Source organism: Nocardiopsis sp. NPDC055551, from assembly GCF_053619415.1.
In genome coordinates this window covers 31,000-53,147 of the sequence record NZ_JBSHJJ010000020.1, presented here as the reverse complement: position 1 = coordinate 53,147, position 22,148 = coordinate 31,000, and the positions used below count along the sequence as shown (strand labels likewise).

Here is a 22,148-nt window from a genome sequence, read left to right as displayed (position 1 = left end):
CGGTGAGGGAGTCGGCGTCGGGATGATCGAAGACGATCGTCACGGGGAGTCGCAGCCCGGTGGCTCCTCCCAGTCGGTTCCGCAGGTCGACCGCGGTCAGAGAGTCGAACCCGAGCTCTCGCAAAGCGCGTTCGGGGTCGACGTCGTCCGGGCCGGTGTACTGGAGGACGGCGGCGATCTGGGTGCGCACCAGGTCCGAGAGTTCCCTCTCCCGTTGAGCCGGGCCCAAGGTGACGAGGCGGTCCGCGAGTGACCCGAAGGACGCCGCGGCCTCCTTCGGTTCCTCCGTCAGGAGTGCCGCGCGCGCTTCGGGCACCGTCGTGATCAAAGGGCTGGGTCGGGCCATGGTGAACACGGGCGCGAAGCGGCTCCAGTCCACGTCGGCGAGGACCTCCACGACGGGCCCGCCCCCAAGGACCCGGTGAAAGCCCTCTAGCGCGGCCTTCGGGTCCATGAAGGGGATGCCCCTGCTGCGCAGTTGTTCCTCGACGAGATCGGCGGCCATACCCCCGCCCTCGTCGGGTGACCAGATCCCCCAGACCACGGAACGCGCCGCCAGCCCCCTGCCCCGGCGGCGCTCCGCGAAGCCGTCCAGATAGGCGTTGGCACAGGCGTACGCGCCGTGCTCTCCGCTCCCCCAGGCCGCGGAAACCGAAGAGAAGAGGACGAAGTCGTCGAGCTCTCCTGGTTCGCCGAAGACCTGGTCCAGGGCGTCGGCGCCGGCGATCTTGGCGTGGGTGGTCTCCGCGAACTCTTCGACATCGGTGTCGGCCAGGCCGCGAAGCACGCCCGCGCCGGCCATGTGGAACACCGTGCGGACGGGGAATCCCTCCTTGGCCGACCGCTCCTTGATGTGGGCCAGCGCGGTCGCGTCACCCGCGTCGCACGCGGTGATCTCCACCTCGGCGCCCAGCGCCCGCAACTCCTGTTCGAGTTCGGACGCCCCGGGCGCGCCGGGTCCGCGTCTGGACGTCAGCACCAGGCGGGGCACGCCCAGTTCGGCCAGCCAGCGGGCCACCTGGGCGCCCACCCCACCCGTACCGCCGGTCAACAGGGCCGTACCGCCGGGAGTCCATCGAGGCCGTCCCCGGTCGACGGTGCTTCGGGTGAGGCGTCGCCCGTAGGCCGCCGCCGGGCGAAGCGCGACCTGGTCCTCCCCCGTGCCCCCGAGGACCGCGGCCAAGCGCGATCCCAAAGTGTCCGTCAGTCCTTGCCCGGGGAGGTCCACCAGTCCTCCCCAGCGGTCCGGGAACTCCAGGGCCGCCACACGACCCAGTCCCCACACGGCCGTCTGTTCGGGGTGGCTCACGAATTCCGCGCCACTGACCGCGACGGCTCCCGTGGTGATCATCCACAACGGCGCGTCGACCCCGGAGTCGGCGAAACCCTGGATGCAGGAGAACGCGGAGGCGACCGACCTCGGGAGTCCGGGGTGGTCCGGGTGGTGTCCCTCCTGCAGGGAGAGCAGGGAGACGATCCCCTGGACTCCGCCTTCGGCGGTCTCCTTGAACAGAGTGCACAGCGCCGAGCGATCGGCCCCCTCGGCCGGGATCACGACCTCCTCGACCCGGGCCCCGTGTCCGCGCAGCAGATCGGTGACCTCGGCATGGATCGGATCCGTGTTCCCGTGCTCGTGCACGAGTACGAGCCAGCGCCCCCGCAGCCGGGGTGAGACGGGCTCCGCAAGCGGATTCCAGGTCTGGTGGTAGCGCCACCGTTCGATGGACGCCCCGGTCTGTCGGCGTTCGTACCACCTGCCGAGCGCCGGCACCGCGTCCAGGAAGGAGGCCTCGGGGTCGATACCGATCTCCTCGGCCAGGGTTTTGGGATCGGCCGATCGGACGATGTCCCAAAAGTCCCCACCGACGTCGGCGGGTGCGGCCGCTTCACCGGTGTCCTCGGCCTCCAACCAGTGACGCTGCCGTTGGAAGGCGTAGGTCGGAAGGTCCACCGCGGTTCCGGCGGAACCGGCCAGGACCCGTTCCCAATCGACCGACTCCCCGTGCGCGTACAGCGACCCGAGCGAGGTCAGGAATCGGTCGGCGCCTCCGTCCTCCTTGCGGAGCGAACCGACGGTGAGGAATTTCCCGGAGGGTGCCTCGTCCTCCAGGGTCTCCGTGATGGCGGGCAGCAGCACGGTGTGCGGGCTCACCTCGACGAACGTGGAGTAACCGGCTTCGACCAGGCCGCGCACGGCGGCGTCCAACTCCACCGTGCCTCGGAGGTTGCGGTACCAGTAGTCGGCGTCCATGACATCGTCCCCGATGGGGCGGCCGGTGACCGTGGAGTGCAGGGGTATCCGCGCGGGACGCGGGGACAAACCGGAGAGGTCGGAGAGGATCCCCTCCTTGATCCGTTCGACATGGTGGGAATGGGAGGCGTAGTCGACCGGGACGCGACGCGTGCGCACGCCTTGACCCTCAAGCTCCGCGGCGAGTTCGTCCAGGCCGTCCGCGTTACCGGACACCACCACAGAACCGGTGCCGTTGACCGCGGCGACGGAGAGTCCGCGCCAGGATGAGAGCAGCTCTTCGGCCCGGGCCCGTGGCAGCGCGACGGAGAGCATCCCCCCGTCCCCGGTGATGGTGCGGATGCGCTTGCTGCGCAGCGCCACCACTCGGGCCGCGTCCTCCAAGGACAGGACGCCCGCGACACAGGCCGCCGAGATCTCACCCTGGGAGTGCCCGACCACGGAGGCGGGTGCGACTCCGCACGCCTCCCAGGTCCTGGCCAGAGAGACCATGACGGCGAACAGGACGGGCTGGATCACATCCACCCGGTCGACGTCCACCCCGCCCGCGTGACCGTCCTTGTCGAACAGCACTTCGTGTACCGGCCAGTCCACCCACGGTCGGAGGGCGCGGGCGCACTCTCGAAGCTCCGCGGCGAAGACCGGGGACTCCTCGGCGAGCCGACCGGCCATTCCGGGCCACTGGGCTCCCTGACCGGGGAAGACGAAGACCGGACCGGCGGTGACGGCGGCGGCTCTACCGTGTGCCGCCCCCTCCTGCTCGTCCCCCCGCGAGAGGGCCTCCAGTGCCTCGACCAGTTCGGCGCGGTCGGCCCCGACCACCACGGACCGGAGTTCGAAGGGGGTACGAGTGGTCACCAGGGACAAGGCCACGTCGGCCGGGGAGAGGTCCGGTCGCTCCTTCATGGCCTCGGCGAGTCGCTTGGCCTGGCCGCGCAGGGAACCCTCCGTCTTGGCCGACAGCACCAGGGGAAGGGACGGGTTCCGCCCCAGGACGGCCGGGGTGCTCGGTTCCTCCTCCACAGCGGTCGGTGCGCCGTCCTCGCCGTCGACCTCCGCTGCGGGCGCCTCTTCCAGGACCACGTGGGCGTTGGTTCCGCTGGCACCGAACGCGGAGACCCCCGCGCGTCGGGGGTGGCCGTGAACGGTCCATTCGCGGTTCTCGTGCAGGAGCTCCACCCTGCCCGTCGACCAATCGATGGCGGGTGAGGGAGGCGAGGCGTTCAGTGTCCGGGGCATGGTCCGGTGGCGCATCGCCATCACCGTCTTGATGACCCCACCGATCCCCGCGGCGGCGGCGCTGTGGCTCAGGTTGGACTTCAGGGATCCCAGCCACAGCGGCTGCCCGTCCTCCGGACGTCCTTGCCCGTAGGTGGACAGCAGCGCATGCGCTTCGATGGGGTCGCCGAGCGTGGTCCCGGTACCGTGCGCCTCGACCAGGTCGACCTCGTCCGCGGTGACCCTGGAGTCGCGCAGTGCCTGCTTGATCACCTGGCGCTGCGCCTCCCCATTGGGCGCGGTCAGGCCGTTACTGGCCCCGTCCTGGTTCACCGCGCCACCGAGGACCAGCGCGAGTACGGGGTGGCCGTTACGGCGGGCGTCGCCGAGCTTCTCCAGTACCACCGTGCCGATGCCCTCACACCAGCCGGTTCCGTTGGCGTCGGCCCCGAAGGACCGGCAGCGACCGTCGGGGGAGAGCGCCCCCTGGGCGCTGAACTCGATGAACCCCTCCGGAGTGGACATGACCGTGGTGCCGCCGGTGAGCGCCAGGTCGCAGTCGCCCCTTCTCAGGGCGGCGACCGCCGTGTGCAGGGCGACCAGGGACGAGGAGCACATGGTGTCGATCGTGAGGGCGGGCCCCTCCAACCCGAGGGTGTAGGAGACCCGGCCCGCGGTCACCGCCCCGGAGCGACCGATCATCAGGTTTCCGCGCAGCTTCTCCGGGGCGGGACGCACGTCGCTGCCGTAGTCGTGGTCGGTGGCTCCCAGGTAGACGCCGGTTCGACTTCCCCGGAGGTTCTCCGGCACGATCCTCGCCCGTTCCAGGGATTCCCAGCAGGTTTCGAGGAAGAGCCGTTGCTGCGGGTCCATGGAGGTGGCCTCACGCGGAGAGATCCCGAAGAACCCGGCGTCGAAGAGCGCCACGTCCTCCAGGAAGCCGCCCTGGTCGCAGTACGTGGTCCCCTCGCGGCTCCCCGAAGGGTCGAAGACACCCTCCAGGTCCCACCCGCGGTCCGCGGGGAAGGAGGTCACGACGTCCCTGCCGGACTCGACCACGTCCCACAGGTCCTCGGGAGACCGGACACCACCGGGGAATCGGCAGGCCATACCGACGATCGCGATCGGCTCGGACGCGCCTTCCTCCACCTCGCGCAGACGCCGACGGACGGTCCTGAGCTCGGCGGTGGTGAGTTTCAGGTAGTCCCGCAACTTGCTCTCGTTGGCAGTCATGCGCTTCCCAGTTCGTTGTCGAGCAACTCGAACATCTCCTCGTCGGTGACGTCTCGCAGTTCGTCGGCGTCGCCCGCCGTCTCCCCGGCGGTGTCCGTTCCCTGGCGGTCCCACCTCCAGAGCAGCGAACGCATGCGTTCCACCACCGCGGATCGGACCCGGTCGTCGCCGTCCGCCTCCATCAGGTGTTCCAGCCGTTCCAGTTCGGCCACGGCCGCGCCCGAGGGATCCGGTGCGAACCGTTCGTAGAGGTGCTCGGCGATGGCGTCCACGGAGGGGTGGTCGAAGGCCAGCGTGACCGGCAACCGGAGGCCGGTCATCGCCGCGAGTCGGTTGCGCAGGCCCACCGATGTCACCGAGTCGAAACCGAGGTTCTTGAGCTGACCGGTCCTGACGACGACGTCGGTCCCGTCGTGTCCCAGCACGGCCGCCGCCGCATCCGCGACCCGTCGGCCCAGTTCCGCCAGGGCCTCCTCGCGTGGGAGCGAGGCCACCGATCCGGCGAGGTCGTCGTCCTGGGTCCGGTCGCTTTCGACGAGGTCGTCGAGGATCGGTGTGGGCTCGACCACGCCGCCGGGGGCGGCGAATCGGTTCCAGTCGATGTCGCCGACGACCGCGAGCGGGTCACCCGAGCCGACGACCCCGCACATCGCTTCGTAGGCGGCTTCGGAGGACATCGGGTGCGCGCCGCGTTCCCCGAACCACCGCTCCGTTCGGGCGTCGACCATTCCCGAGTCGCTCCAGACCGTCCAAGCGACGGACGTGGCGGGCAGACCGAGGGAGTGCCGATGCGCGGCCAGTCCATCGAGGTAGGCGTTGGCCGCCGTGTAGTTCGCCTGTCCGGCGGTGCCGAACAGGGCGCCGATCGAGGAGAACATGACGAAGGCGGACAGTGGTAGGTCCCGGGTGAGTCCGTGCAGGTGGCGCGCGGAGGTGGCCTTGGCCCGGAGCACACTTTCCAACTGCCGGTGGCCGAGGTTGTCCGCGGTCGCCGGGTCCAGGACTCCGGCGGCGTGGATCACCGCCGTCAGCGGCCGTTCCTCGGGGATGGCCGCGAGGACCGCGTCCAGCGCGTCCCGGTCGGAGGCGTCACAGGCCTCGATGGTGACCCGCGCCCCCAGTTCGGTCAGTTCCTCCCGTAGCCGCGGTGCGCCCGGGGAGTCCATGCCGCGTCGGCCCACGAGGACGAGGTGCTCGGCTCCGTCCCTGGCCAGCGAACGGGCCACCTGAGCGCCGACACCGCCGAGGCCGCCGGTCACGAGCACGGTCCCCTCCGGGCTCCACGGCGTCACCGTGCCCTCGGGGTGGGACGACAGACGCCGGACGAACGTGCCCGATCGGCGCACGGCGCACTGCCGCTCCTCGCTCTGGGCCAGGACGGCGACAGCGCGGTCCCACTCTCCGGGCTCCGGCCGATCGGGCAGATCCACCGTCCCGCCCCACGTGTCCGGGCGCTCGGCGCCCAAGGACACCCCCAGGCCCCAGAGCGCGGTCCGCACCGGGTTCGTCTCCTCCCCGGACACCGATACGGCCCCGCTGGTGAGGTACCACAGAGGAGCGGTGAGGCCCGCCTCCGAGTGGGCCCGGTGAACGGAGACCGCGGCCTGGACGGGAACCGGGACCTCGCCCTCGTATCCGTCCGACGTGCCGGGCAGGAAGAGAACTCCGCCGACGGGGTGTTCGGCGGCGATCTCGCGTAGCCGCGCGGCGAGTGGTCCACTCCCCTGGGCGGGATCGAACTCCACCCTCGTCGGTTCCGCTCCGGCCCTCGTCAGCGCGTCGGCCGGCGAAGCGGTGTCGGTGTCGTGGCCGGCCACCAGCAGCCACCGGCCCGTGGGAGAACCGGAGAGTGCCGAAACCGCCGTCCATCGCGGCCGGTAGTGCCGGTTGTCGAGGATCCTGCCGAACTCGGAGGTGGCGGGACGGCGCGGGGGCATCCAGAACCTGCGCCGCTGGAAGGCATAGGTCGGGAGCGGGAGTCGGTCGGCCCGCGTGACGTCGAAGGCGGCGGACCAGTCGACGTCGGCGCCCGCGGTGTGGGCCCCGGCCAGTGACAACAAGAAGGACCGGTTGCCGTCCTCCCCCCGTTGGAGGGTGCCCAGAACGGCGGCCTCCGGAAGGATCTTCTGCACGGGCAGGGTGAGCACCGGGTGCGGGCTGATCTCGACGAACATCCGGTGGCCGTCACGGTGGGCGGTCTCGACCGCCCCCTCCAGGTTCACCGTGCCGCGCAGGTTGTCGTACCAGTAGCCGGCGTCCATCGTCTCGGTGTCCAGGCGCTCCCCTGTCACCGTCGAGATGATCGGTACTTCGGACACGGTCGGGCCGATGCGGCCGAGCCGCTCCAGCAGGTGTTCGCGCACGCTTTCGACCTGGGGTGAGTGCGAGGCGTAGTCCACCGGCACCATTCGGGCTCGGGCGCCGCGTCCCTCGGCGAGAACGCGCAGCCTTTCGAGGGCCCGGGGGTCTCCGGACACGACCGTGTCCGTGGGGCTGTTCACCGCGGCGAGTGACAGGCCCGTGCCGGCTCGGCCGATCAGGGCTTCGGTGTCCTTCGCGGAAAGCCCCAGGGAGAGCATTCCTCCGTGGCCGGACAGGTTCCGCAGGGCCAGGGCCCGGACGGCCACGACACGAGCCGCCTCCCGGAGGGTGAGCGCGCCGGAAACGCACGCCGCGGCGATCTCACCCTGGGAGTGCCCGATCACCGCGGCGGGCTCGACCCCGTAGGCACGCCAGAGCTCCGCCAGCCCGACCATGACGGAGAACAGGGCGGGCTGGACCACGTCGACCCGGTCCTCCATCGCTCGGCCGGGGTCCGCGCACAGCACGTCCAGGGGCGAACGCTCCACGAGCCCGGAGAAGGCGTCGGCGCACTCCTCCACCCGTTTACGGAAGACCGGCGACGACTCCATCAGGTCCCTGGCCATACCCGACCACTGCGATCCCTGGCCGGGGAAGACGAAGACCGGGGCGAGCGACTCGTTCGCGGTACCGGTGACGAGGTCGGGCGAGATCGCTCCGGTCTCCAGGCCCTCCAGCCCGAGGAGGAGTTCCTCTTTCCCCCGACCGACGAGGACGGCCCGGTGTTCATACGAGCTGCGGGTCGTCGCCAGCGAGTAACCGATGTCCCGGACGTCCTCGTCGCCGCGCGCGAAGCGGTCCCGCAACCGGCCCGCCTGCGCCCGCAAGGCCTGGGGGGTGCGGGCGGACAGTACCCAGGGCGTCGGCCCCTGGGACGTACCGACGTCGTCCGTCTCCGGTTCGAGGGCGGGTTCGAGTTCGGGGGCCTCCTCCAGGATCACGTGTGCGTTGGTCCCACTGACCCCGAACGCGGAGACGCCCGCGCGGCGGGGTCGTTCCCCCCGTCGCCACTCGACCGACTCGGTGAGCAGGTCGATGCCGCTCCCCTCCCACTCCACCTCGGAGGTGGGGGTGTCGATGTGCAGGGATCGGGGCAGGTGACCCCGCTCCAGGGCGAGCAACATCTTGATCACGCCCGCCGCCCCTGCCGCGGCCTGCGTGTGTCCGATGTTGGACTTGACCGATCCGAGCAGCAGCGGGTTCCCCGCGTCGCGGCCGCGCCCATAGGTCTCGATGAGCGCGTTGGCCTCGATGGGATCCCCCAGGACCGTTCCGGTGCCGTGTCCTTCGACGGCGTCGACGTCCTCGGGCGCCAACCCGGCGTCGGTGAGAGCCGCCCGTATGACCCGCTGTTGCGAGCGTCCGCTCGGGGCGGTGAGGCCGTTACTCGCTCCGTCCTGGTTGACGGCGGTCCCCTTCAGGATTCCGAGGACGGGGTGCCCGGCGGCGACGGCGTCGGACAACCGCTCAAGGAGCACCAGACCGCCCCCCTCCGACCAACCGGTGCCGTCCGCTCCCGCGGCGAAGGACCTGCATCGGCCGTCCGGGGAGAGTCCGCGCTGCCTGCTGAACTCGACGAAGACACCGGGGGTCGACATCACGGCGGCGCCCCCGGCCAGCGCCATGGAGCATTCGCCCGAGCGCAGTGACCGCGCGGCGAGGTGCATCGCGACCAGCGCCGAGGAACATCCGGTGTCCAGGGTGACCGCCGGCCCCTCCAGACCGAAGGTGTAGCTGACGCGTCCGGAGAGAACGCTGGTCACGTTGCCGGTGAGCAGGTGCCCGGCGAGCTCCTCGGGGGTGTCGACGAGGTCGCCCTCGTAGTGGAAGGAACACCCCCCGACGAACACTCCGGTGGGGGTTCCCCGAAGCGACGAGGGGGCTATTCCGGCGCGCTCGAACGTCTCCCACGCCAGTTCGAGGAGAAGGCGCTGTTGGGGGTCCATCGCCGTGGCTTCACGCGGCGAGATCCCGAAGGCCTCGGGGTCGAACTCGGCCGCGCCTCGGAGGAAACCGCCGCGGTCGGTGTAGGTCCGGCCGTGTTCCTCGGGGTCGCTGGAGTGGATGTCGGTGGGCCAGCCCCGGTCGGTGGGAAACCCCGATATCGCGTCGGATCCCGTGGACAGCAGATCCCAGAAGTCCTCCGGTGAGTCGACCTCACCCGGCAGGCGGCAGCCGGCGGACACGACCGCGATCGGCTCGTCCGATGGCATCTGCTGTAGGCGTTGTCGGGCCTTGTGCAGCTCGCCGGTGACCTTCTTGAGGTAGGCGAGCAGTCTCTCGTCGCTCATGGTGCCCCAAGCTCCTTGTCGATGAAATCGAACAGGTCGTCCGCGTTCGAGGACTCGATGTACCGGCCGACGGCCGACTCGGAATCCGTTTCGTTCACCGAGCCCGCTTCGTCGGCCGCGCGATCGTTCGGGCCCTCGGCGAGTCGGTCGGCCAGGTACTCCGCCAGAGCCCGCGGGTCGGGGTGGTCGAAGATGGTGGCGGCGCTCACCCGCAGACCCGTCCGCGCCCTGAGCCGGGTCCGGAGTTCGACCACCATGAGGGAGTCGAACCCGGCCTCCTGGAAGGCACGGGACGGGGTCACGGCGTCCAGGGAGGGATGGCCGAGAATGCGCGCGGTCTCTTCCCGCACCAGGGTCAGCAGAACGCGTCGGCGTTCGGAGGACGACAGTGTCCTCACCCGTTCGGCGAAACCGTCGTGCTCCTGCGCCTCGGTCCCGGTGTCGGTCCGTTCCTCCTCACCCGGCCCCTGCGCGTAGCCGAGTTCGTCGAGCAGGGGTCGTGTGCGCTCAGCGGTGTATCCGACCGAGAGACGTTCCCAGTCGACGTCGGCGACGACCACGCACGGGTCGGTTCGCGTCACCGCGTGGGCGAGCGCGCCCAGAGCCGTATCGGGGTCCATCGGGCGTAGTCCCCGACGGGTCAGGTGCTCGTCGACGCCGTTGATCCGCGCCATGCCCCCGCCGCCCCAGGGCCCCCAGGCGACGGAGGTCGCTCTCAGGCCCCGGCTCCGCCGGTTCTGCGCCAACCCGTCCAGGTAGGCGTTGGCCGCGGCGTAGGCACCCTGGGAACCGCTGCCCCAGACCGCCGCGACGGAGGAGAAGAGGACGAAGGCATCGAGGTCGCGGTCTCCGAGGACGCGATCCAGGTTGAGCGCGCCGAGCGCCTTGCCCGACGCGCACTCGGCCACCTCGTCCAGGCTCGTACCCGCCAAGGGTGCGAACCGGACGACGCCCGCGCTGTGCAGGACCGACCGCACCGGACCGCTCCCGGACTCCACGTCCTTGACGGCCGCGGCGAGGGCGGCCTGGTCCGCGACATCGCACGCCAGAGCGGTCACCCGCACCCCGAGTGCACGGACGTCGTCCACCCCGTCGGGTTCTCCCCCTCCTCTGCTCAACAGGACGATGTGCTCGGCTCCGCGCTCGCCCAGCCATCGGGCCAGGTGCGCCGCGATCCCACCGCTGCCGCCGGTGACCAGGGCGGTGCCGCTGGTCCGCCATTCCTCGGAGGTGCGCGCGGGGGCGCAAACGACGCGGGGGACGGACACCGCGCCCGATCGGACGGCGGCCTGGTCTTCGGCGTCCGTCCTGCTCAGAATGTCGACGAAGGCCTCGGCCGAACGGTCGTCCACGTGTGTCGGGAGGTCCACCAGTCCGCCGAGACGATCCGGGTGTTCAAGTCCCAGGGAACGCCCCATTCCCCAGATCGCCGACTGTGCCGGCCGTACCGGGCCGTCGTCGGGACGCACCGCGACGGCGTCATTGGTGACCATCCACAGCGGCACACCGGTGAGCGTGTCCTCCAGTGCCTGGAGCAGATGGATGTTGGCGGCCAATCCGGCGGCGATCCCGGGTGCTTGCGCGTGGGGACGCTCGTCCCGGCCCAGGAGAGAGACGACACCGGAGACCGCCGGAAGGTCGTCCCCGGTGTGCCGGCGCACCGCCTCACGGAGCGAGGGCCGGGAGCAGTCGACCGTGTCGACCTCGACCTCGACGACCTCGGCGCCGCGTGCGCGCAGGGCCCCGGCCAGTACGTCGGCGTCGGAGGGTTCCCGCCCGTCCGGGGTGAACAGCAGCCACCTGTCGGCCAGGGCGCCCCGGGATCGGACCGCGGGCCGCCAGGCGAGGCGGTAACCCGGCCCCGTGTCCGACGAGATGCCCCGATCCTTCCGGTACCACCGGGCGAGGGCGGGGAGTACTCCGTCGAAGGTCACGTCGGCGTCCAACCCGAGGAGGCTTCTGATCCCCTCGGAGTCCCGGTTCTCCACCGCGCTCCAGAACTCGTGCTCTCCGGGGTCGGCCGGGGTCGGCCGGACCCGGTCCTCCAGCCAGTAGCGCCGGCGCTGGAACGGATAGGTCGGAAGCTCGACCAGGCGTCTTCCCCGATTCCACGCGGACCAGTCGACCGTCTCCCCCTGGGCGTACAAGAGGGCCAGCGCGGAGGCGAACGCCTCCGTCTCCGGAGCGCCGCTCCGTTGGGCGGGGACGGCGACGACGTCCTCGTCCTGCCCCTCTCTCACGGCGGCGGTCAGGATCCCGGCGGGACCCACCTCCAGGAAACGGCGCACGCCGGAGGCACGCAGTTCCCCGATGCCGTCGTGGAAGAGCACGGCCTGCCGGGCGTGGGCCACCCAGTACTCGGGGTCGGTCAGCTCACCGTGCGCCCAGGCCCCGGTGACGTTCGAGACCACGGGAACCGTCGGTTCTCGGTAGTCGATCCGCTCGGCGACCGCCCTGAACTCGTCCAGGACGGGTTCGATCAGGGGTGAATGGAAGGCGTGACTGACCGTCAACCGCTTCGACCTGCCCGGAAGCGCCGCCACGACCTCGTCCACCGCGTCCACGGCACCCGAGATCACGCAGGATCGGGGACCGTTGACCGCGGCCAGGGACACCGCCCCTCCGTGTTCCTCGATCGCGGCGAGCACCTGTTCTCGGGGCGCGCTCACCGCGACCATCGCACCGCCCTCGGGCAACCGCTGCATGAGCCGGCCCCGGGCGACCACCAGCGCGCACGCGTCACGGAGCGACCAGACACCCGCGACGTGGGCCGCCGCCAACTCTCCGATCGAGTGCCCGATCAGCGCCTTGGGTTTCAGGCCCAGGCCGGTCAGCAGCCGGTAGAGGGCCACTTCGAACGCGAAGAGGGCCGGTTGGGCGAACTCGGTGCGGTTCAACGTCTCCGGGTCCGCGTGCTCCGCCTCGGCGAACACGATCTCGCGAAGTGAACGGCCGAGAAGGGGGTCGCACTCGGCACAGACGGCGTCGAACGCCTCGGCGAACGCGGGGAACCTCGCGTGCAGTCTCCTGCCCATACCCGCGCGCTGGGCTCCCTGTCCCGTGAAGAGGAAGGCCGTTCCGCCCGCGTCCCCCTTGCCCGACGACGGTTCGCCCCCCTCCGCGATCTCACGCAATGCGGCCAGAAGGGCGTCGCGATCGTCACCGACGGCGACCGCCCGGTGTTCGAAACCGCTCCGGCCGACCGCCAGGGTGTGGCCCACGTCCGCCGCGTCCAGGCCGGGACGAGCCACCACGTGGGCGTGCAGCGATGCGGCCTGGGCGCGCAGGGCCGCGGCGGAGCGCGCCGAGAGCGGCCACGCGAACGGCGGCCCCTGTTCCCCATGGCCTTCGGAGGCTTCGGGTCCCTCGACCTCGGTCGGGATCGGGGTCGGCGGCTCCTCGATGATCACGTGGGCGTTGGTGCCGCTGATACCGAAGGCCGAGACACCCGCGCGCCGGGGTCCGCCGTCCTCACGGCGATTCCAGGGCGTGGAGGAGTCCAGCAGACGCACGGCCCCGGTGTCCCAGTCCACGTGCTCGGAGGGGTTCTCACAGTGCAGGTTCGGGGGCAGTTCCTCGTGACGCATCGCCATGAGCGCCTTGATGACCCCCGCCGCCCCGGCGGCGGCCTGGGTGTGGCCGAAGTTGCTCTTCATGGCGCCGACCAGGACCGGCCTCTCCGGAGGGCGGTCCTGCCCGTAGGTCTCCAGGATCGCCTGTGCCTCGATGGGGTCACCGAGCACGGTGCCCGTACCGTGCGACTCGACGAAATCGACGTCGGCCGACTCCAGTCCGGCCTCGTCCAGGGCCCGCCGGATCACGCGTTGCTGCGCGGGCCCGTTGGGCGCGGTCAGACCGTTGCTCGCGCCGTCCTGGTTGACCGCGCTGGATCTGAGCAGCCCCAGCACCTGGTGCCCCTTACGGCGGGCGTCGGACAACCGTTCCAGCACGACCAGGGCGGCCCCTTCGGACCAGCCGGTGCCGTCCGCGGCCGACGAGAAGGTCTTGCACCTGCCGTCCGGAGCCAGTCCGCGCTGCCTGCTGAACTCGACGAACAGGAGCGGGCGGGACATCACGGTGACGCCTCCGGCCAGAGCGAGCGAGCACTCGCCCCTACGGAGCGACTGGGCCGCCATGTGCATCGCCACCAGGGAGGAGGAGCACGCCGTGTCGATGGTGACCGCCGGGCCCTCCGCCCCGAGCGAGTAGGCGACCCGGCCGGAGACCACGCTCTGTGACCGCCCGGTCAACAGGTAGCCCTCGACCTCTTCCGGGACCTGCCTGCCGTCCGCGGCGTAGTCCTGCATGTTGGTCCCCACGAAGACCCCGACCGGTTCCTCCTTCAAGGCGCTCCGGGGGATGCCCGCGCGTTCCACCGCTTCCCAGGAGACCTCCAGCAGCATGCGCTGTTGGGGGTCCATGGCCAGCGCCTCCCGCGGGGAGATACCGAAGAACTCGGCGTCGAAGTCCGGTGCGTCATAGACGAACCCGCCCGATCGCACTCGGGACTTGCCCCTGCTGTCGGGGTCCGGGTCGTAGAGGTCCGTCGGCCAACCGCGGTCGGCCGGGAAGTCCGAGATCGTGTCCTCTCCGTCCCGGAGTACGTTCCAGAGGTCCTCCGGTCCGCGTACCCCGCCGGGGAGGCGGCAGCCGACGGCCACCACGGCGATGGGATCGTCCTGGTCGGCGGGGAGCACGGAGCGTGCTTCGGTCCGGGTGCTCCCGACCCGATCCCCGAACAGACGGGTCGCCAGGTCCCGGGCCACCTCCCTCGGGGTGGGCCGATCGAAGAGGAGCGTGGTCGGCGTGCGCAGCCCTGTCGCATTGTTCAGACGGTTGCGCAGTTCGACCGACATCAGGGAGTCGAAGCCGATCTCCTTGAAGGCTCCGTCGGCGTCGATCGCCCCCGGTTCCGGTGCGGCGACCACGACGGCGGCGTGTTCGCGGACCAGGTCGAGGAGCGCACCCTCACGCTCGTCCGCCGGCATTCGCGACAGGCGTTCGGTCAGCGGATCCGGATCCGCGCCGGCTCCGACGGAGGCGGCGGCACGACGCCCGACCAGGGAGCGGAAGAGCGAAGGAAGGGTCCCCTCCCCCGCGAGTACTCCCAGTGCGCTCGAATCGAGGCGTACCGGGAGGGTGTGGGCCGCACCGGTCCCCACGGCGGAGTCGAAGAGGGCGAGGGCCTCCTCCGTGGCCAGCGGCAGCATCCCGGAGCGGGCCATCCGCGCGAGGTCCGCTTCGGAGAGGTGGCCGCTCATCCCGCTGCGCTGGTCCCAGTACCCCCAACCCAACGAGGTCGCCGGTAGGCCCAGGGACCTGCGGTGGGCGGCCAGGCCGTCGAGGAAGGCGTTCGCCGCGGCGTAGTTGGCCTGGCCCGGACCACCCAGGACGGCCATGACGGAGGAGTAGAGCACGAACAGGGAGATCGGATGGTCCGCGGTCAACTCGTGCAGGTTGACCGCCGCGTCCGTCTTCGGCCGCAGGACACGCTCCAACCGCTCCGAGGTCAAGGAGGTGAAGACCGCGTCGTCGAGGATCCCCGCGGCGTGGACGACCCCCGTGAGCGGCGCGTCCTCGGGGACCGAGGCCAACGCCTCGGACAGCCGATCCCGGTCCGCCGCGTCACAGGCCTCCCAACGCACCTGGGCGCCGGCCCGCGTCAACTCCTCGGTCAGGTCGGCGGCGCCCGGGGCGTCGGCCCCGCGCCGGCTCAACAGCAGCAGGCTCCGTACCCCGTGGGTGTGCACCAGGTGTCGGCAGACCAGTCGGCCCAGGGTGCCCGAAGCACCCGTGACCAGTACGGTGCCCTCGGTCCGCGGCACCGGCTCGGTGGCCGCGGCCACCGGTTCCAGCCGCGGCACCAGCACGGACCCCCGACGGAGGGCGAACTCGGGCTCGCCCGAACCCAGGGCCGCGTGGAGTGCGGCCTCCGACTCGGGAGAGTCGTCGATGTCCACGAGCAGCAGACGGCCGGGGTGCTCGGCCTGTGCCGAGCGGACGAGTCCCCTGACCGCCGAGCCGACGGGGTCGACCGGGTCGCCCTCGCAGGTCGGAACGGCCCCTCGGGTGACGACCGCGATCAGACGGTCCTGCGCCAGCCCTTCCCGGAGGGTCCCCAAGACCTCCGTCAGGACCGTACGTGTCGCTGAGGCCATGTCGGAAGAGCCCTCGACCGGGGCCGGGCGCAGGAGTTCGGGTTCCTCCGTGCCCGGAGCGGCGGCGGTGCCGGAACGGGGCGTCCAGGCGACCCGGTAGAGCTGTTCGGGGGCCCTCTCGGCGAGCGGTCGACTCCACTCGGGCGAGGGTTCTTCGAGCCGGACCTCCTCCACGGTGAGAACCGGGTCGCCCTGGGAATCGACGGCGAGGACACGGAACCGGTTCGGGCCGGTCTCGGTCAGGCGCAGGGTCAGACGTCGCGCGGCGACGGCGTGGACCTCCACGCCCCGCCATACCGTGGCGACCGTTCCGGAGCCGTCGGAGTGCGCGGCCCGCGACCCGGCCGTGAGCAACGCCGGGTGGAGGGTGTACCCCCCGGACGCGTCCACCGACTCACCGGCACGGTCCAGGGAGCACTCGGCGTAGACGTCGTGACCGTCCCGACGTACATGCGTCAACGTGCGCATCGCGGGGCCCAAGCCGAGTCCACGGCGGGCGAGCGTCGTGTACAGGTTCTCGGGGTCGACCGGGGACCCGTTGGGGCGTATGACGTGTTGCGGGGCCGTGGGCTCACCCGCACCGAGTACGCCCCGAGCGTTCAGCGTCCAGTCGCGTCCGTGCGATTCGGGCCTGGAGAAGGCGCGCAGGACCCTGCGCCCCTCCTCATCCGGGGGTTCGACGACGACCCGGACCGCCGTACCGCCGTTCTCGGGTACCACCAGCGGATTTTCCAGGGACAGCTCGTCGATGACGTCACGGTTCACCTCGCCGGCCGCGTACATGGCCAGTTCCAGGAAGAACTCGGGGGGCGCGACCGCGGTCTCCCCGATCCGGTGGTCGGTGAGCCAGGGCGAGTCCTGTGGGCCGAGTCGGCCGAGGAACATGTGTCCGCCGGCGTCCGGAAGCTCCGTGGACGCGCTGATCACGGGGTGATTCCGCCGGTCCAGTCCGACCGCGGCCACATCCGCGTTCCCTCGGGCCCTGCCGAGCCAGAGCCTCCTGCGTTGGAAGGGGTACGTGGGAAGGTCCACCGGGGGCCTGTTCCCCAGGACGCGCTCCCAGTCGACGACGACCCCGTTCGCGTGCGCTTCTCCCACGGCCCGCAGGAAGCGGTCGCCGCCGCCCTTGTTACGGGCGAGTGTGGCCAGCGGGACGGCCGGGCGACCGTGCTCCTCGAAGGTCTCCCTCAGGGCGGAAGCGAGCACCGGGTGCGGAGCGGATTCCAGGAAGGCCTCGTGGCCCGCGTCGAGGAGCGTCGTGATCGCGTCGTGGAAGCGCACCGGTTCCCGGAGGTTGCGGTACCAGTAGACGGTGTCGAGCTCTTCGGTCGGGAGCGCACCGCCGGTGACGGTCGAGTAGAAGGGGACGCGGGAGGCCCGGGGTCGTACCGGTTCCAGGTCCGCGAGCATCTGTTCGCGCAGTACCTCGACCTGCGGAGAGTGCCCCGCGACGTTGACCTCTGGGATCCTGCGCGCCGAGTGGCCCTCGGCGGTGAGGGCGGCCGACAACTCCTCGATCGACCCGGGGTCGCCGGAGACCCCGGTCGACGCCGGTCCGTTCACGGCGGCCACGGCCAGGGCGTCGCCCCATGGCAGGATCCTCTCCCCCACCTCGTCCGCGGGGAGATGGACGGACAGCATCGCCCCGGCCCCGTCGAGCCGGGACCAGGCCCGGCTGCGCAGGGCCGCGATCCTGGCGGCGTCCGACAGCGACAGCGCACCCGCGACGTAGGCGGCGGCCACCTCGCCCTGGGAGTGTCCGACGACCGCGGCGGGTTCGACCCCGTACTCACGCCAGATGGCGGCCAGCGAGACCATCATGCTGAACAGCGCGGGCTGGACCACGTCCACCCGGGTCAGGGAGGGCGCACCCGGTCGTCCGAGCAGCACGTCCACCACGTCCCAGTCCAGGAACTCCCCCAGGGCGTCGGAACAGGCGCGGAGTTCCTCGGCGAAGGCCGGATGGGTCTCCCAGAGCCCCCGTGCCATGCCCTTCCACTGCGAACCCTGACCGGGAAAGACGAAGACGGGACGCCTCGCCCGTCCGGGGGCCGTGCCCCGGACCAGGTCCACGTGCTCGCCACCGCCCTCCAGCGCGGCGAGCCCTTCGTCGAGGCTTCGACCTTCGGACGCGAACACCACGGCCCGGTGTGAGAAGGCGGTACGGGACGTCGCCAGAGTGGCGCCGAGGTCGACGACGTCGGAGGGCTCCTCCGCGATCCGCGCGCGGAGCCTCCCGGCCATCGCACGCAACGCCCCCTCGTTCCTGGCCGCCAGGGCGACGGGCACCGTCTCCGGTCCGGAGGCCGTGGACCCGTCCGAGACGTCGGCCCACTCCGGAGCCTCCTCCAGCACGGCGTGTGCGTTGGTACCGCTGATACCGAACGAGGAGACCGCGGCCCTGCGCGGTCCGTCCGTGCCGGCCCAGGGCCGGGCCTCCTCGAGCAGGCGCAGCCGTGACCGGCTCCATTCCACATGCGGTGTGGGCTCTTCCAGGTGCAGTGTCCTCGGCAGCACTCCCCCACGCATGGCCATGACCATCTTGATCACGCCGCCGACACCGGCCGCCGCCTGTGTGTGGCCGATGTTGGACTTCAACGACCCCAACCACAGCGGAGAGTCCTCGGACCCGTCTCCGTAGGCGTCGGTGAGGGCGTTCGCCTCCACGGGGTCTCCGAGCACCGTTCCGGTGCCGTGTGCCTCCACCGCCTGGACGTCCGCGGGGGTCAGGTCCGCGTCGGCGAGGGCACGCCGGATCACCTGGCTCTGTGCTCGGCCGTTGGGCGCGGTGAGTCCGTTACTGGCGCCGTCCTGGTTGATCGCCGTCCCTCGGATGACGGCCAGCACCTTGTGCCCGTGCCTTCGAGCGTCGGACAGACGTTCCAGGAGGAGCATGCCGGCTCCCTCGCCCCACCCGGTGCCGTCGGCGTCCGAGGAGAAGGGACGGCACCTGCCGCTGGGAGAGAGACCTCCTTGACGCGTGAACTCGCTGAAGATCCCCGGGTCGGACATGACGGTGGCCCCACCGGCGAGCGCCCGATCACACTCGCCCGCGCGCAGCGCGCGCACGGCGAGGTGGATGGCCACGAGGGAGGAGGAGCACGCCGTGTCGACCGACAGCGTGGGACCTTGCAGACCCAACGTGTAGGCGATCCGGCCCGAGGCCACGCTGGTGGTGGTTCCGGTGAGCAGGTACCCGGCGACGTCCTCCGTGGTCGCCGTCTCCTCGGGACCGTACTTCTGCGGCATGGCTCCGACGAAGACACCGGTGTCGCCACCGCGGAGGGAGTCCGGGACGATACCGGCTCTTTCGAGGGCCTCCCACGAGGTTTCCAGCAACAACCGCTGCTGGGGCTCCATCGACGCCGCCTCTCGGGCGGATATACCGAAGAACTCGGGATCGAAGTCGGTGGCCTCGTGCAGGAACCCGCCCTGGCGGGTGGCACTGGTGCCGGCGTCCCTTCCCTGCGACGCGAAGAGTGCGGACAGATCCCATCCGCGGTCGGTGGGGAAGTCCCCGACCACGTCGCGTCCTTCTCGGACGATCTCCCAGAGTCGTTCGGGGGTGTCGGCCCCGCCGGGGAACCGACAGGCCATGGAGACGATCGCGATGGGTTCGGACGGGTCCGCCGGACCGACGCCCTGCTCCGCGTCTCGACGGTCCGTCCCCAGGTACGCGGCCACCGCCTCCGGGGTGGGGTGGTCGTAGACCAGGGAAGCGGGGAGTCGCGCCCCGACCTCACCGGCGAGCCCGTCACGGAACTCCACGGCGGTGAGCGAGCTCATCCCCAGGTCCTGGAAGGACGTCCGGGGGTCGATGTCACCAGGGTGTTCGTAACCCAACAACGCCGCCACGTGCGTCAGGACGAGCGGTAGTGGGTCGATCGCGGGCGCTCGGGTGTCGGTGTCGGCACCGGTGTCGGTGTCGGCTTCGACGGGCTCGGGTGCCGGGATCTCGGAGGGGGCGCGAGACTCCCGCTCCGGTCCCGCGACCGGCTCGGGCAACGGATACCGTCGGCGCTGGAAGGCGTAGTGGGGTAGCGACACCCGATGTCCACCATCGAAGAAGCCGTCCCAGTCGACCTGATCGCCGTCGACGTGCAACCCGGCGAGGGCGGCGACCGCGGTGACGGTCTCCTCACGGTCGCGGCGGAGACCGGGCAGGAAGACCGCGTCGGAGGTGTACGACTCCTTCGCGCCGACGGTGAGCACGCCGTCCGGGCCCAACTCCAGGCACCGGACCACCCCCGCCTGTTCCAGGGCCCGCACGCCGTCCAGGAAACGGACCGGCTTCCTGGCGTGCCCGACCCAGTACTCGGGGTCGCTCAGCAGCCCCGGACCGGCGAGGCCACCGGTCACGTTGGAGACGACCGGGATCAGGGGTTCGTGCAGGGTCAAGCCCTCCACGGCCCGGCGGAAGTCCGCGAGCATGGGGTCGATGAGTGGTGAGTGGAACGCGTGGCTGACGTTCAGCCGGCGGCTCTTGACACCGTCGGCGTTCATCGACGCCGTGATCTCCTCGACCGCGGCCGCCCCTCCGGCGACGACGGTCGCGCGCGGACCGTTCACCGCGGCGATGTCCACGACCCCCGTCCACTCCGCCACGTACGGGGCCACCTCGGCCTCCGACGCCCGGAAGGACACCATCGCGCCGGTACGAGGTAGGGCCTGCATGAGGGAGCCGCGGGCGGCGACCAACGCACAGGCGTCGGCGAGGTCGAAAACACCGGCGACGTGCGCGGCCGCGATCTCACCGATCGAGTGACCCAGCAGGTGCCCCGGACGCACCCCCCAGCTTTCGTAGAGGCGGTAGAGGGCGACTTCAAGGGCGAAGGTGCCGCACTGCGTGTACAGGGTTTCGTGCAGCAGGCCCGCGGCCTCGGTGCGAGGGACGGCCCAGACCACGTCCTTCAGGGGACGGTCGAGGTGGCTATCCAGGAGCGCGACGGTTCGGTCGAAGGCGTCCGCGAACACGGGGAAGGCGGCGTGCAGTTCCTCCCCCATACCCGGCCGTTGAGCTCCCTGCCCGGTGAAGAGGAAGGCCGTTCCACCCTCCCGCACACGTCCCTGGTGGACGTTCTGGTCGGGTCTGCCGTCCACGTAGGCGGCCAGTGCCCGTGCCAGCTCGTCACGGTCCCGGCCCACGACCGCCACCCGATGGGGCAGTCCCGTGCGCCGGGTCGCCAGTGAGTGTCCGACGTCCGAGGGGTGCGCCGCGGGAGCGGCATCGACGAGGCGTCGGGCCTGCTCCTTGAGAGCGTTCGGGCCCTGGGCCGAGACCGTCCAGGCCACGGTCCGCGGGCCTTCCGTGGTCCTCTCGACGGTCTCGGTCCGTCCCGGTGCGCCGGTGACGACGACGTGGCAGTTGGTCCCGCCCATGCCGAACGACGAGACCCCGGCCACGTGCGGCGCCGGCCAAGGCATGCGTTCGGTCACGACCCTCAGGTTGAGCTCTTCCAAGGGGATGCTCGGGTTGGGCCGGGAGAAGTTGAGACTGGGGACGAGTGCTTCGTGATGGACCGACAGAACGGTCTTGAGCAGCCCGAGGATCCCTGCGGCACCTTCGAGGTGACCGATGTTGGTCTTGACCGATCCCACGAGCAGTGGTGAGCCCGGTTCCTGGGCGGCCCCCAGGGCCTCGCCCAGGGCGGCGGCTTCGATGGGGTCTCCGACGGGGGTGCCGGTGCCGTGCAGTTCCACGTATCCGACCGCCCCCGGTTCCACCCCGGCCCGGCGGTAGGCGGAATCGAGCAGCGCCGCCTGCGCGGGCGCGCTGGGCACCGTCAGGCCGCCCCCGCCCCCGTCGTTGTTCATGGCACTGCCCGCGAGGACCGCGTAGACCCGGTCACCGTCGGCCATCGCCTCGGCGAAGGGCTTCAGCACGACGAATCCGCCGCCCTCTCCTCGCACGAAGCCGTTGGCCCTCTCGTCGAAGGCGTAGCAGCGACCGTCGGGAGAGAGCGCCCCGAAGGCCCCCATACGAGCGGTGCCCCGGCCGGAGAGGTTGAGGTGTACGCCCCCCGCGACGGCCACGTCGCACTGGCCGGAACGCAGGCTCTCGCAAGCCATGTGGACGGCCACCAGGGAGGACGACTGTCCCGTGTCCAGGACGAGGCTCGGGCCACGGAGCCCCATGGCATAGGAGACGCGGTTGGCGATCATGCTCCTCGCCGCACCGGTGACCGCGTGCCGAGCGTCCACTCCGGTACCGGAGGCGTCACGGAGCACCGCGTAGTCGTCCCCGATCGCCCCCACGTAGAGACCCGTCGTGGGTAGGGAACGGACGTCCGTTCCCTGGTCCTCCAACGCCTCCCAGACCAGCTCCAGGGCGAGCCTTTGGTGCGGGTCCATCTCGGCGGCCTCTCTCGGGGAGATCCCGAAGAAGGGTGCGTCGAACGACTCGACGTCGTCCAGGAAGCCGCCCCGTGCGACGAACCCGGGCAGTCCAGGACCGTCGGACCAACGTCCCTCGGGAACCTCTCGGACCGCTTCGACCCCGGAACCGATCAGGGACCAGAGTTCATCGGGTCCATGCGCCATGGGAGCCCGGCAGGACATGCCGACGACGGCTATCGGGAGGTCTCCGGCCTCGTCGCTTCGGAAACCCGATCCGCCGAGCGTGAATTGCTGCACCAT

3 protein-coding genes (1 of these 3 running past the window's edge) are annotated in these 22,148 nt (G+C 71.1%); all 3 read right to left on the bottom strand.

Annotated elements, in window-relative coordinates; genetic code table 11:
- Tightly spaced (each overlapping or abutting the next), the 3 genes in view from ACWGSK_RS27350 to ACWGSK_RS27340 form a layout consistent with a single transcriptional unit that may run on beyond the window.
- Window positions 1–4,702, bottom strand: partial view of a type I polyketide synthase gene (locus tag ACWGSK_RS27350; RefSeq protein ID WP_358515627.1) — the 5' portion only. The gene continues 167 nt to the left of window position 1, outside the view; 4,702 of the gene's 4,869 nt are visible here — the first part of the coding sequence; its start codon is at window positions 4,700–4,702; the stop codon falls past the left edge of the window.
- The gene (locus ACWGSK_RS27345; protein WP_452457164.1) at window positions 4,699–9,354 is read right to left on the bottom strand and encodes an SDR family NAD(P)-dependent oxidoreductase; all 4,656 of its coding nucleotides are present in this window, start codon (window positions 9,352–9,354) and stop codon (window positions 4,699–4,701) included. The genes ACWGSK_RS27350 and ACWGSK_RS27345 overlap by 4 nt, the downstream gene beginning before the upstream one ends.
- Window positions 9,351–22,148, bottom strand: a complete 12,798-nt coding sequence (locus ACWGSK_RS27340; protein WP_452457163.1) for a type I polyketide synthase — start codon at window positions 22,146–22,148, stop codon at window positions 9,351–9,353. The genes ACWGSK_RS27345 and ACWGSK_RS27340 overlap by 4 nt, the downstream gene beginning before the upstream one ends.

Bases quoted from the DNA above. Each gene is read 5' to 3' on its own strand.
- ACWGSK_RS27345 (WP_452457164.1), bottom strand. From the start codon at position 9,354: ATGAGCGACGAGAGACTGCTCGCCTACCTCAAGAAGGTCACCGGCGAG.
- ACWGSK_RS27340 (WP_452457163.1), bottom strand. From the start codon at position 22,148: ATGGTGCAGCAATTCACGCTCGGCGGATCGGGTTTCCGAAGCGACGAG.